The sequence below is a fragment of the Pseudomonas svalbardensis genome, from assembly GCF_030053115.1.
In the GTDB taxonomy this organism is placed as follows: domain Bacteria; phylum Pseudomonadota; class Gammaproteobacteria; order Pseudomonadales; family Pseudomonadaceae; genus Aquipseudomonas; species Aquipseudomonas svalbardensis.
In genome coordinates this window covers 5,366,224-5,378,340 of sequence record NZ_CP125619.1, presented here as the reverse complement: position 1 = coordinate 5,378,340, position 12,117 = coordinate 5,366,224, and the positions used below count along the sequence as shown (strand labels likewise).

Annotated in this window: 11 protein-coding genes and 4 tRNA genes; 10 read left to right on the top strand and 5 right to left on the bottom strand. The window is 58.8% G+C overall.

What is annotated here, in order from left to right; all coding sequences use genetic code 11:
* Nucleotides 1-50: 50 nt before the first annotated feature.
* From clpB to QFX16_RS24810, 5 genes are all read left to right on the top strand, one after another.
* Nucleotides 51-2,615, top strand: coding sequence for an ATP-dependent chaperone ClpB (gene clpB, locus QFX16_RS24830; protein ID WP_283181716.1), 2,565 nt, complete (start codon nucleotides 51-53; stop codon nucleotides 2,613-2,615).
* Nucleotides 2,616-2,913: 298 nt separating this feature from the next.
* A tRNA-Asn gene (locus tag QFX16_RS24825) sits at nucleotides 2,914-2,989 on the top strand.
* A gap of 9 nt (nucleotides 2,990-2,998) precedes the next feature.
* Nucleotides 2,999-3,075 (top strand) — tRNA-Pro (locus QFX16_RS24820).
* Between the two features lie 5 nt (nucleotides 3,076-3,080).
* Nucleotides 3,081-3,156: transfer RNA gene (locus QFX16_RS24815), tRNA-Lys, on the top strand.
* A 97-nt stretch (nucleotides 3,157-3,253) separates the two neighbouring features.
* Nucleotides 3,254-3,330: transfer RNA gene (locus QFX16_RS24810), tRNA-Pro, on the top strand.
* Between the two features lie 192 nt (nucleotides 3,331-3,522).
* Here QFX16_RS24810 and QFX16_RS24805 read toward each other — a convergent pair.
* From QFX16_RS24805 to QFX16_RS24785, 5 genes are all read right to left on the bottom strand, one after another.
* The gene (locus QFX16_RS24805; RefSeq protein ID WP_283181715.1) at nucleotides 3,523-3,921 is read right to left on the bottom strand and encodes an HvfA family oxazolone/thioamide-modified RiPP metallophore; all 399 of its coding nucleotides are present in this window, start codon (nucleotides 3,919-3,921) and stop codon (nucleotides 3,523-3,525) included.
* A gap of 253 nt (nucleotides 3,922-4,174) precedes the next feature.
* Nucleotides 4,175-5,473: an NAD(P)/FAD-dependent oxidoreductase gene (locus QFX16_RS24800; protein WP_283181714.1), complete on the bottom strand. Its 1,299-nt coding sequence runs from the start codon at nucleotides 5,471-5,473 to the stop codon at nucleotides 4,175-4,177.
* Between the two features lie 60 nt (nucleotides 5,474-5,533).
* Nucleotides 5,534-5,707 carry a DUF3094 domain-containing protein gene (locus QFX16_RS24795; protein WP_074870992.1) on the bottom strand — a complete coding sequence of 58 codons (174 nt, stop codon included), beginning with the start codon at nucleotides 5,705-5,707 and terminating at the stop codon, nucleotides 5,534-5,536.
* A 68-nt stretch (nucleotides 5,708-5,775) separates the two neighbouring features.
* A complete protein-coding gene (locus tag QFX16_RS24790; RefSeq protein ID WP_283181713.1) occupies nucleotides 5,776-6,303 on the bottom strand; it encodes an MOSC domain-containing protein in 528 nt (175 codons plus the stop codon).
* On the bottom strand, nucleotides 6,300-6,926 hold the full coding sequence (locus tag QFX16_RS24785; RefSeq protein WP_008154887.1) for a DUF1780 domain-containing protein: 627 nt from the start codon (nucleotides 6,924-6,926) through the stop codon (nucleotides 6,300-6,302). The genes QFX16_RS24790 and QFX16_RS24785 overlap by 4 nt, the downstream gene beginning before the upstream one ends.
* Nucleotides 6,927-7,176: 250 nt before the next feature.
* On the opposite strand from QFX16_RS24785, the gene QFX16_RS24780 reads away from it, so the two are divergent.
* From QFX16_RS24780 to QFX16_RS24760, 5 genes are all read left to right on the top strand, one after another.
* Entirely contained in the window at nucleotides 7,177-8,544 is a 1,368-nt protein-coding gene (locus QFX16_RS24780) for an aromatic acid/H+ symport family MFS transporter (RefSeq protein ID WP_283181712.1), read from the top strand.
* Nucleotides 8,541-9,761, top strand: a complete 1,221-nt coding sequence (locus tag QFX16_RS24775; protein ID WP_283181711.1) for a benzoate/H(+) symporter BenE family transporter — start codon at nucleotides 8,541-8,543, stop codon at nucleotides 9,759-9,761. Before QFX16_RS24780 ends, QFX16_RS24775 begins: the two co-directional genes overlap by 4 nt.
* A 16-nt stretch (nucleotides 9,762-9,777) precedes the next feature.
* A complete protein-coding gene (locus QFX16_RS24770) occupies nucleotides 9,778-11,046 on the top strand; it encodes an OprD family porin (RefSeq protein ID WP_283181710.1) in 1,269 nt (422 codons plus the stop codon).
* A gap of 101 nt (nucleotides 11,047-11,147) precedes the next feature.
* Entirely contained in the window at nucleotides 11,148-11,837 is a 690-nt protein-coding gene (locus QFX16_RS24765) for an energy-coupling factor ABC transporter permease (RefSeq protein WP_283181709.1), read from the top strand.
* A gap of 63 nt (nucleotides 11,838-11,900) precedes the next feature.
* Nucleotides 11,901-12,116, top strand: a complete 216-nt coding sequence (locus tag QFX16_RS24760) for a hypothetical protein (RefSeq protein ID WP_033054332.1) — start codon at nucleotides 11,901-11,903, stop codon at nucleotides 12,114-12,116.
* Nucleotide 12,117: the final 1 nt, after the last annotated feature.

Sequence of the window (12,117 nt, the reverse complement as noted above, 5' to 3'; positions counted from 1 at the left end):
TTCATTCAGGATGTTTTATAGGTCCGGCCTGCTCAAAAGGAAGGTGACCCATGCGTATAGACCGTTTAACCAGCAAGTTGCAGTTAGCCTTGTCCGACGCCCAATCCCTGGCCGTCGGCCTCGATCATCCGGGCATTGAACCGGCGCACTTGATGCAAGCCATGCTTGAACAGCAGGGTGGTTCGATCAAACCCCTGTTGATGCAGGTTGGCTTCGACGTCAGCAGCCTGCGTAAAGAGCTGACCAAAGAGCTCGACCAGCTGCCAAAAATCCAGAACCCGACCGGCGACGTCAACATGTCGCAGGATTTGGCGCGCCTGCTCAATCAGGCCGATCGTCTGGCCCAGCAAAAGGGCGACCAGTTCATCTCTAGCGAACTGGTGTTACTCGCCGCCATGGACGAGAACAGCAAGCTCGGCAAATTGTTGCTCGGCCAGGGCGTCAGCAAGAAAGCCCTGGAAAACGCGATCAACAACCTGCGTGGTGGTGAGGCCGTCAATGACGCCAACCACGAAGAGTCGCGCCAGGCACTGGATAAATACACCGTCGACCTGACCAAGCGTGCCGAAGAAGGTAAGCTCGATCCGGTGATCGGCCGTGACGACGAAATTCGTCGGACCATTCAGGTCCTGCAGCGCCGTACCAAGAACAACCCGGTGCTGATCGGTGAGCCTGGCGTGGGTAAAACCGCCATCGCCGAAGGCCTGGCCCAGCGCATCATCAACGGTGAAGTGCCGGATGGACTGAAAGGCAAACGCCTGCTGTCCCTGGACATGGGGTCGCTGATTGCCGGTGCCAAGTACCGTGGCGAGTTCGAAGAGCGCCTCAAATCCCTGCTCAACGAACTGTCGAAGCAGGAAGGGCAGATCATTCTGTTCATCGACGAACTGCACACCATGGTCGGCGCCGGTAAAGGCGAAGGCTCGATGGACGCGGGCAACATGCTCAAGCCGGCGTTGGCTCGCGGTGAACTGCACTGCGTCGGCGCGACCACGCTCAACGAGTACCGCCAATATATAGAAAAGGATGCGGCCCTCGAGCGGCGCTTCCAGAAAGTGCTGGTGGACGAGCCGAGCGAAGAAGACACCATCGCGATTCTGCGTGGCCTGAAAGAGCGCTACGAGGTTCACCACAAAGTGGCGATCACCGACGGCGCGATCATCGCTGCGGCCAAGCTCAGTCATCGCTACATCACTGATCGTCAGCTGCCGGACAAAGCCATCGACCTGATCGACGAAGCGGCTAGCCGCATCCGCATGGAGATCGACTCCAAACCCGAAGTTCTCGATCGTCTGGAGCGTCGTCTGATTCAACTGAAGGTGGAATCCCAGGCGCTGAAGAAAGAAAGCGACGAAGCCGCGATAAAACGTCTGGAAAAACTCCAGGAAGAAATCGTCCGCCTCGAACGTGAGTACTCGGACCTGGAGGAAATCTGGAACGCGGAAAAAGCCGAAGTTCAGGGTTCTGCGCAGATACAGCAGAAAATCGAACAGTCCCGTCAGGAACTGGAAGCTGCCCGCCGCAAAGGCGACTTGAACCGCATGGCCGAGTTGCAGTACGGGATCATCCCGGACCTGGAGCGCAGCCTGCAAATGGTCGACCAGCACGGCAAAACTGAAAACCAGTTGCTGCGCAGCAAGGTGACCGAAGAAGAGATTGCTGAAGTCGTTTCGAAGTGGACCGGTATTCCAGTGTCGAAAATGCTCGAAGGCGAGCGCGACAAGCTGATGAAGATGGAAAGCCTGTTGCACCAACGTGTGATCGGCCAGGACGAAGCGGTGATTGCCGTTTCCAACGCCGTGCGGCGTTCCCGTGCCGGGTTGTCCGATCCGAATCGGCCGAGCGGCTCGTTCATGTTCCTCGGCCCGACCGGTGTCGGTAAAACCGAGCTGTGCAAGGCGCTGGCCGAGTTCCTCTTTGATACGGAAGAGGCGATGGTGCGGATCGACATGTCCGAGTTCATGGAAAAACATTCCGTGGCTCGTCTGATCGGTGCGCCACCAGGCTACGTAGGCTATGAAGAGGGCGGTTACCTGACCGAGGCGGTGCGTCGCAAACCTTATTCGGTGATCCTCCTGGACGAGGTCGAGAAGGCCCACCCGGACGTCTTCAACATCTTGCTGCAGGTGCTGGAAGATGGCCGACTGACCGACAGCCATGGCCGCACGGTGGATTTCAAAAATACTGTGATTGTCATGACCTCCAACCTCGGTTCGGTGCAGATCCAGGAACTGGTCGGTGATCGTGAAGCGCAGCGTGCGGCGGTGATGGATGCGATTTCCACGCACTTCCGGCCGGAGTTCATCAACCGGGTCGATGAAGTGGTGATCTTCGAGCCGTTGGCTCGGGATCAGATCGCGGGCATTACCGAGATCCAGTTGGGTCGCCTGCGCAGTCGCCTGACCGAGCGCGAGCTGAAGCTTGATCTCAGCCCTGAGGCCATGGATAAGCTGATCGCGGTGGGTTACGACCCGGTTTACGGCGCACGGCCGCTCAAACGAGCGATCCAGCGCTGGATCGAGAACCCGCTGGCGCAGCTGATCCTGTCCGGTCGTTTCATGCCCGGCGATACCGCCAAGGGTGTCGTGGAAAACGACGAAATCGTCTTCGTCTGATCCACGGCGGCAGCAAAACCTGTGAGGCCTCGCATTGCGAGGCCTTTTTTTCGCCAGGCTGTTGAACTGAAAGGAAAAGGCTTGTAAAGTGCGCCCCGCAGTAAGTCGCCCTGAAGGGTTCCAGCTCCCCAAGCAGGAATCTGAAATAAGTTGCAAATCATTAACTTGAAAGCAATTTAGGGGGTTGACAGAGGTGCTTAAGATTGTAGAATAGCGCGCCTCAGACACACGAACGCAGCGATGCGAACGGGTCGAAGAGGTGAAGCAAGCTTCACAGTTGTAAATTGAAATATGTAGTTCCGTGATAGCTCAGTCGGTAGAGCAAATGACTGTTAATCATTGGGTCCCAGGTTCGAGTCCTGGTCACGGAGCCAATTTCAAACCGGGGTATAGCGCAGTCCGGTAGCGCGCCTGCTTTGGGAGCAGGATGTCAGGAGTTCGAATCCCCTTACCCCGACCATTTTTGGGTCGTTAGCTCAGTTGGTAGAGCAGTTGGCTTTTAACCAATTGGTCGTAGGTTCGAATCCCACACGACCCACCATTTTTGAAACCAGTTAATGCTGGGATCAGATCTTAAGGTCAGAGGCCAAAAGCACTGATCGAAGAAGGCGACTTTTTAAAGGTCGCCTTTTTATTACCGGGGTATAGCGCAGTCCGGTAGCGCGCCTGCTTTGGGAGCAGGATGTCAGGAGTTCGAATCCCCTTACCCCGACCATATTAAAAATCCTCGTATCGAAAGATACGGGGATTTTTTTTGTCTGCTCGAAATGCGATTCCCTTCAAGTCATGAGCTATCAAAACTGGCAAATGCCTTGCAGGGCATGGTGCAGTGCTTTGAGGTGTAAAACCTCCAAACGGAAAACAGCCGCGCTTCTCGATGGAAAAGCGCGGCTTGGATCTCAGAAACTTAAGCTCCGTCTTGATCTTTCAAGTGCTCGAACAAGCCTTTTGGCATTTTCTTGCCATTGGCTTCGAAGTTGGCTTTCACGTTGTCGTAAGCCTCTTGCTCGTCGATGAAGCCGTCATGGTTGGTGTCGATCTTGTCGAAATTGGACTTTGGCGCGACTTTCTGGAATTCGGCACGGGATACCTTGCCGTCGCCATCCGTGTCGGTTTTTGCCATCGACGCATCGCCACACTTGCCTTCGCCGCATTTACCTTCAGGCGTCTTCACGACCTGTTCGGCCGAGGCCAGCAGGTAGCCCTGAGTCAGAGGTTGCGCGGCGAACACAGAGCCGGTCAATATCATGCCACCGGCCAAAACAGCGCCGAGCAAACCAATAGTGTTTTTGGTGGTACGGGACATTTCAATACTCCTGGGTTGCACGACACAACCGTTCGATAAAGGACGCCACGTAAGTGCGGCGATAACCGTAGCTGGCGGGGTGCCTTGCTCGGGTGTGGCCATTTAGCGGGCGGGGTGTATCGCTACTGTGTCGCGCAAGGGGGGAGTTTGTAAGCGAAGGGGGTGAAACGACAGGGGAGATACAGTGAGACACAGATCTGTAGGGCAATGATTAAAAAATGTGGGAGCAAGCTCGCTCCCACAGGTTTTTGTATCAGTGCAGCTTCAGCCGCGGCTCAGTCCCGCGCCCGATCTTGCTGCCCAACATCAACATCGCCGTACGAAACGCGCCATAAAGCGCCATCTGGTGCATGCGGTACAGCGACACGTAAAACATCCGCGCCAGCCAGCCTTCAAGCATCACGCTGCCGGTGAGGTTGCCCATCAAGTTACCCACAGCCGAAAAACGCGACAGCGAGATCAGCGAGCCGTAGTCAGTGTATTTGTACACAGGCAGGGGCTTGCCTTCGATCCGCAACTTCAGCGATTTGGCCAGCAACGAAGCCTGCTGATGAGCAGCCTGGGCGCGCGGCGGTACATTGCGATCGGTGCCCGGCTGTGGGCAGGCCGCGCAGTCACCGAAGGCGAAGATGTTCTCGTCGCGGGTGGTTTGCAGGGTCGGCAGTACTTGCAGCTGATTGATCCGGTTGGTCTCCAGGCCATCGATGTCCTTGAGGAAGCCCGGTGCACGAATCCCGGCCGCCCAGACTTTCAGGCTGGCGTTGATGACTTTGCCATCGGCGGTAATCAGGCTGTCGGCTGTCACTTCGCTGACGGCGGCATTGGTCATGACGTTGACCCCGAGTTTCTCCAGGGTTTTATGCACCGGCCCGCCGATACGTTCCGGCAGGGCCGGGAGCACCCGTGGCCCGGCTTCGATCAGCGTGATGTGCATGTTCTCCGGTTTGATCCGGTCCAGGCCGTAAGCCGCGAGTTCATGGGCGGCGTTGTGCAGTTCGGCAGCCAGTTCGACACCGGTGGCGCCGGCACCGACGATGGCCACGCTGATCTGCTCGACCTTGTCGGTCTGCCCGGCATGGGCGCGCAGGTAGTGGTTGAGCAGTTGCTGGTGGAAGCGCTCGGCCTGTTTGCGGGTGTCGAGGAACAGGCAGTGTTGCGCCGCGCCTTGCGTGCCGAAATCGTTGGTGGTGCTGCCGACCGCGATCACCAGCGAGTCATAACCCACTTCGCGCGCCGGGACCAGTTCAATGCCGGCTTCGTCGTAGGTGGCGGCCAGCTGGATTTTCTTCTGTGGGCGATCAAGCCCGCTCATGCGCCCCAGCTGGAACTCGAAGTGGTTCCATTTCGCCTGGGCAACATAGTTGAGTTCGTCTTCGGAAGAGTTCAGCGACCCGGCCGCCACTTCGTGCAACAGCGGTTTCCAGATGTGGGTCAGGTTCGCGTCGACCAGCATCACACGGGCCGTGCCGCGCTTGCCCAGAGTCTTACCCAGACGGGTAGCCAACTCCAGACCGCCGGCGCCGCCGCCAACGATGACAATACGATGAGTCATGGGGATATCTCGCAAGGCTAAAAGAAATCGCTGCAATTACCCGAGCGAGCGCGATGCTGCTCATAGCGTCAGGTAACTGATAAATCGGCTCAACAGGCCTAAACCAATGGTCACTGCCAACACCACCACCAGGAGCATCCACGGCCGGAAAGGCCGGCGCTCGACTTGGTGCTGGGACAGTTGCAGGTACTCTTCGACATGCTTTTGGTCGTCGGGGTTCAGGCGGCTGGTCATATTGGGCCTCGTCAGGGGTAGACGTTGCTAAATGTGTAGAAGCTACAAGCAGGCTGCTGTGCAACATATCAGCCCACATTGAACGGAGCATAGCCGCTGGCAGGAATGGGCTCGACGCTCACCGTATCGTCCAGGCGAATGATTCCACTTTGTAACACCCGGGCGGTGATTCCGCCATGTCCGCGAACGGCCTGAAAGGTCCCGGGGCCGAGGTTGTTCTCGAGGCGGGCGCAGGGTTGGCACCAGCCGGTGGTTTCGAAAATCGCCTGGCCAATCCTGAAGCGCCGACCCTTGAGACTGAAGAGATTGATGCCGCTGACGACGATGTTGCGCCGCAAGTCCTGCGCTAACACCGGCTGATTAGCCGGCCGGCCCATCAGCGAATTGATCACCGCCAGATGCTCCCATTGAATCAGCGTGACCTGCCGCGCATTGCGTATGCCGGGACGCGTGTGATCACCGGTCAAACCGGCTTCAAGCCGCGCCTCCACGGCATCGAGTTCGATCATCTGAGAACGTGACTGCGGCCGCACGCCGATCCAGCGAACGCGACCCGTTTGCGGCACTTCGGCAATCAGCTCCTGCAATGGACTCACAGGCTGATCCCGACGTCGAAAACAATGCTGCGACCCAGGTTGCTGCGCAGGAAATCCGGCGCATCCGGGTGCGCGAACAGCACACGGGCGAAGGTCGGACCGACCAGCGACAACGAGCGCCAGCCCTGACGCAGGTATTCGGTCGGCGGAGGGAAGTGGCTGTTGAGGTCCAGCACTTCGCGCTTGAGGCTGGCGAAGGCGATGATGTCCAGTTCGCCCAGGTCCATGCCGCGTTCTTTGTAGTTGTGCGCTTTTTTGCGCAAGGTCGGCGCCAGTCTCAGCAGAAACTCATTGGCCGGGATGCGCCGGGGTTTGGCCTCGCGGCGCACCAGCGAACTCAGGGAAAACGCGCTGCGCCGGCGTTGCAGCTCATCGCGCCATTCGTCGTTGAGGCGTCGGCCTTCATCGAGCACGAAAAACACTTCGAAACTGGCGTCACGAAACAGCACGTCCGGCGGCTCCCCGGCCGGGGCGAATTCGTCGGCGCGATAGGGAATGTTCAGGCCTTGCAGCAGGCGCTGACAGACCCAACGCTCACGCTCCCATTTGCGGGCATTGGACAGGAACGCGTTGGCTTGCTCGGCCGCGATGGTCAGCAGGCGTAAATAATCTGAGTCATCCATAGGCCCAAGCTTAGCGTTCAAATGCGATCGCAAAAAAGACAATTTGTCGGAGAGGGTCAAAGTCTGCCCGATCTTCATAGCGCCACGCCCGCCACAATCCTCATTCAGCGCCCGGTTGAGGGCATTGCACAAAACGGATAGCGATCTGCGCAAAGCGGATATTTCCTCGTGCCCGGCCTCTCTACCCTCGGCTGTACGGACGTAAGTCGCTTTACCGACGCTCTAAAAACAACAACAAGAGATAGATGCCATGCGCAAGATCGACGTACATGAGGTTATCGACAACGCACGATTCAACCGCTTCCACTGGATGGTGCTGTTCTGGTGTGCCCTGATCATCATCTTCGACGGTTACGATTTGGTGATCTACGGCGTGGTGTTGCCGATGCTGATGAAAGAGTGGGGGCTCAGTCCCCTGCAAGCGGGCGCACTGGGCAGTTATGCACTGTTCGGGATGATGTTCGGTGCGCTGTTCTTCGGCCCGCTGTCGGACAGGATCGGCCGCAAAAAAGCCATCACGATCTGCGTGATGCTCTTCAGCGGTTTTACCGTGCTCAATGGTTTTGCCCGCAACCCCACCGAGTTCGGCCTGTGCCGGTTCATTGCCGGGCTTGGCATTGGCGGGGTGATGCCCAACGTCGTGGCGCTGATGAACGAGTACGCGCCGAAGAAAATCCGCAGCACGCTGGTGGCGATCATGTTTAGCGGCTACTCGGTGGGCGGCATGCTCTCGGCGGGGCTCGGTATCGTGCTGATCCCAAGTTTTGGCTGGCAATCGGTGTTTTACGTGGCGGTGCTGCCGTTGCTGTTATTGCCGTTGATCATGTACTTCCTGCCCGAGTCGGTGGGTTTCATGCTGCGTCAGGGGCGCAATGAAGAGGCGCGCAACATCCTGCAGCGGGTTGACCCGGCTTACGTCGCGCAAACCGGCGATCAGCTGCACATGAGCGAAGTGAAGGGCACTGGCACCCCGGTGTTGCAACTGTTTCGCGAAGGTCGTGCGTTGCGCACGCTGATGTTGTGGCTGGCGTTTTTCTGCTGCTTGCTGATGGTTTACGCCTTGAGTTCCTGGCTGCCAAAACTGATGGCCAACGCCGGTTATAGCCTGGGCTCGAGTCTGTCGTTCCTGCTGGTGCTCAACTTCGGTGCCATTTTCGGCGCGGTCGGCGGCGGTGTGCTGGGAGACAAACTCAACCTGCCGCGGGTGTTGGCGGTGTTCTTCGCCGTGGCTGCGGTGTCGATCACCTTGCTGGGATTCAACAGCCCGATGCCGCTGTTGTACCTGCTGATCGCCATTGCCGGCGCCACCACCATTGGCTCGCAGATTCTGTTGTACGCCTGCGCCGCGCAGTTCTACTCCATGACCATTCGCTCAACCGGTTTGGGCTGGGCCTCGGGCATCGGGCGCAACGGTGCCATCGTCGGACCGCTGCTGGGCGGTGCCTTGCTCGGGATCAGCCTGCCGCTGCAACTGAACTTCATGGCCTTTGCCTTGCCCGGTGCGGTGGCCGCGATTGCCATGACCGTGTTCGCCGTTAGCAGTCGGCGCAGTGCTAAACAAGCGCTGTCGGGCCTGCGCCATGGTTCGCTCGACGGGTCTGTTGGCGACGTTTCATGAGAGCGTTAGTCCGGGACTTTTCCCTGTCTGCGGCAGTCGCCGGATTTATCGCCACGGTGATTTCCTACGCAGGCCCCTTGGTGATCATCTTTCAGGCTGCCGAGACCGCGCACCTTTCGCGGGAGGTGCTGTCTTCCTGGGTCTGGGCGATTTCCATCGGCAGCGCGGTGCTCGGCATCGGTCTGAGCCTGCGTTACCGCGTCCCGGTGATCATCGCGTGGTCGGCGCCGGGTTCGGCGTTGCTGGTGGCACTGTTGCCGGGAATCTCCATGCCGGAGGCGGTGGGTGCTTACTTGGTCAGCAGCCTGATTATTTTTCTGGTCGGGGTGTCGGGAGCGTTTGACCGGATCATCGGCAAACTGCCGGCGGCGATTGCGGCCGCGATGCTGGCGGGGATTCTGTTCAGCTTCGGTACCGGGTTATTCGTCTCGTTGCAGGGCAAGCCGCTGCTGGTGCTGGCGATGTTCCTCACGTACCTGATCTGCAAACGGCTGATGCCGCGTTATGCGGTGTTGATGGTGCTGCTGGTGGGCTGCTCGATGGCTTTTCTCGCCGGTGATTTGCACAGCGAGGCATTGGTGATCGGGTTGGCCACGCCGGTGTGGATCACGCCCGCGTTCAGTCTGAGCGCGACCCTGAATATCGCCTTGCCGCTGGTGATGGTGGCGCTGACCGGCCAGTTCGTTCCCGGCATGGCGGTGCTGCGCGCCAGCGGTTACGCAACACCGGCCGGCCCGATCATCGCCAGCAGTGCGGTGGGCACGGCGCTGTTGGCGCCGTTCGGTTGCCATGGGCTGAATCTGGCAGCCATCACCGCGGCGATTTGTACCGGGCGCGAGGCCCATGAAGATCCCGGCAAGCGCTATGTGGCCGGGGTTGTGGGCGGGCTGTGTTACCTGGTGCTGGGGATCTTCGGCGCCACTCTGGTTTCACTGTTTTCGGCGTTCCCCAAAGAACTGATCGCAGCCTTGGCCGGGCTGGCGCTGTTTGCCGCGATTGCCGGGGCGTTGGCCGGCGCAATGGCCGTGCCGGGTGATCGCGAAGCCGCGTTGGTGACCTTTCTGACCACCGCGTCGGGCATGTCGTTGTTGGGTTTGTCCGCCGCCTTTTGGGGGCTGATTTTCGGCATGGTCACCCACGTGTTGTTAAACGTCCGTCGTCCCGTTCCCCGCCGCGAGTCCGCTGCGGCTGAAGCACTTCAACCTGTCGATCAATAAAAATAAGAGAAAAACGATGAAACAGATTCTTCCAACAACCGGTTCAGTGTTGTCCATGGCTGTCGTCTCGAGTTTCTCCGCCGGTGCGATGGCGGCCGAGGGCGGGTTCATCGAAGACACCACCGCCACCTTGCAAGCGCGCAATTACTATTTCAGCCGGGACTTTTCCGACATCGTCGGGGCCAACCAACAATCGAAGGCTGAAGAGTGGGCGCAGGGCTTCATCCTCAACGTCAAATCCGGTTATACCCAAGGCCCCGTCGGTTTTGGTGTGGATGTCATTGGCCTGCTCGGCCTCAAACTCGACAGCAGTCCGGACCGGGTCAATACCGGTTTGCTGCCGGTGCAGGATGACGGGCGCGCGGCGAATGATTACAGCCGACTGGAAGGCGCGTTGAAGGTGCGTTACTCCAAAACCGAACTGAAAGTGGGTGAACTGCAACCCAATCTGCCGGTACTGGCCTTCAGCGATATCCGGCTGCTGCCGCCCAGCTATCAGGGCGCAAGCATCAGCTCAAACGAGATCAATGGCCTGACGTTGCAAGGTGGTCACTTGAACTCGACCAGCCTGCGCAATGAGGCTGGCGACGAAAAGATGCAACCCATGCTCGGTCATGTACCGCAGCGTCAGGTCAGCAGTGATGGCTTCAACTTTGCCGGCGCCGATTACGCTTTCAACGATAAACGCAGCTCGGTCACCGCCTGGTTCGGGCAACTGGACGATATCTACAACCAGCGTTTTCTCGGCCTCAAGCACAGCGAGCCACTCGGTAACTGGATCCTGGGCGCCAACCTTGGTTATTACGATTCGCGCGAAGACGGCAAAAAACTGCTGGGCAACATCGACAACCAGGCGTTCTTCTCCTTGCTGTCGGCCAAGCGTGGCGGCCACACGTTCTATGTCGGCTATCAGGGCATGTTCGGCGACAGCGCCTTCCCGCGAGTGTTTGCCAACATCAGCCCACTGGGTAACGAGGTGCCGACCTACGAGTTCGCCTTCACCGATGAGCGCTCCTGGCAGGCGCGTTACGACTACGATTTCGCCGCCCTCGGCGTGCCGGGGCTGACCAGCACCGTGCGCTACATCACCGGCAACAATGTCGATACCGGGAAAGGGTTCGAGGGCAAGGACCGCGAGCGTGATCTCGATCTCGGCTATGTGCTGCAGAGCGGCAGCCTCAAAGGCCTTGGGATCCGTGTGCGCAACGTGATGGCGCGCTCCAACTATCGCAGTGATATCGACGAGAACCGTCTGATCCTCAGCTATACGTGGACGTTGCTATGAAGCAGCGATCACAGATTGGGCCTGAAGTCGAAGGGCGCTCGAGGGGCGGTGTAGACTGAGGGCCTGTTCTCTTTCGGCAAGACAAAGGAGTGTGCCCAGCCATGATCGGCGCCGAGTTACTTTCACCCGAAACCCTCACAGCGGGGTGGTTGATCTATGTGCCGGTGCTGATCTGGGCCGTAGCGCGAGCACCGTGGGTCGAACTGTTCAGCGACAGTCGCCGGCAGCATCTGTTGTTCGGCACGGTGTTCGCGCTGTTCATGCTCTGGCTGGTGCGACAAGACTTCGACACCGGCGTGTCCTACCACTTTATCGGCATGACCGCCGTGACCCTGTTGCTCGACTGGCCGCTGGCGATTGTCGGCGGGTTGGTCGCGCAAACGGGACTAGTGCTGCTCGGGCGGCAGGATCTGGCGGCGATGGGGGTCAACGGCGCGCTGCTGATTCTGCTGCCGGTGCTGGTCACGGAGTGCTGCGCGATCCTGGTGGAGCGAGCGCAACCGCGTAATCCCTTTGTGTATATCTTCGTTTCCGGTTTCTTTGCCGCAGCGCTATCGGCGTTGCTGTGCCTGCTGCTGGCGCTGTGGTTGCTGTGGTTCAACGAACGTTTCGCCATGCCGTACTGGCTGGAAGATTTTGTCGGTTATCTGTGGCTGCTGATTTTTCCGGAAGCGTTCATCAACGGCATGGTGGTCAGCGCGCTAGTGGTGTTTTGCCCCGAGTGGCTGGAGACGTTCAATCGCACGCGCTACCTTTCGGCACCCTGGAAAGACGACGATCCCAAATCTTGATCCACATCAAAGGCAAAAATCGCTCACGAATCCATGCTCTGGAAAACCTTCAGGAGCATCGAAATGAGTGTCTACGAATGGGCAAGGCAGGAGTTGCGTCAAAGTCTGGATGGGGCGCAGGAAGTGGGGTTTGATCCGGGGTTGAGCCTGCGCGCCTTGCTCAGTGCAGTGGTGCAACAGAGCAAGGCGGTGCGCAGCGCCGAAGACCTGGCCGATGAGTTGCGTTTTCTCGCGGAAAACCTCGATGACAGCCAGGACTACGGTTTTATGCGGCCTTGAA

What these genes read in the sequence shown, in the direction of transcription:
- clpB (WP_283181716.1), top strand. Translation starts at nt 51, where the DNA reads ATGCGTATAGACCGTTTAACCAGCAAGTTGCAGTTAGCCTTGTCCGAC.
- QFX16_RS24805 (WP_283181715.1), bottom strand. Translation starts at nt 3,921, where the DNA reads ATGTCCCGTACCACCAAAAACACTATTGGTTTGCTCGGCGCTGTTTTG.
- QFX16_RS24800 (WP_283181714.1), bottom strand. Translation starts at nt 5,473, where the DNA reads ATGACTCATCGTATTGTCATCGTTGGCGGCGGCGCCGGCGGTCTGGAG.
- QFX16_RS24795 (WP_074870992.1), bottom strand. Translation starts at nt 5,707, where the DNA reads ATGACCAGCCGCCTGAACCCCGACGACCAAAAGCATGTCGAAGAGTAC.
- QFX16_RS24785 (WP_008154887.1), bottom strand. Translation starts at nt 6,926, where the DNA reads ATGGATGACTCAGATTATTTACGCCTGCTGACCATCGCGGCCGAGCAA.
- QFX16_RS24780 (WP_283181712.1), top strand. Translation starts at nt 7,177, where the DNA reads ATGCGCAAGATCGACGTACATGAGGTTATCGACAACGCACGATTCAAC.
- QFX16_RS24775 (WP_283181711.1), top strand. Translation starts at nt 8,541, where the DNA reads ATGAGAGCGTTAGTCCGGGACTTTTCCCTGTCTGCGGCAGTCGCCGGA.
- QFX16_RS24770 (WP_283181710.1), top strand. Translation starts at nt 9,778, where the DNA reads ATGAAACAGATTCTTCCAACAACCGGTTCAGTGTTGTCCATGGCTGTC.
- QFX16_RS24765 (WP_283181709.1), top strand. Translation starts at nt 11,148, where the DNA reads ATGATCGGCGCCGAGTTACTTTCACCCGAAACCCTCACAGCGGGGTGG.
- QFX16_RS24760 (WP_033054332.1), top strand. Translation starts at nt 11,901, where the DNA reads ATGAGTGTCTACGAATGGGCAAGGCAGGAGTTGCGTCAAAGTCTGGAT.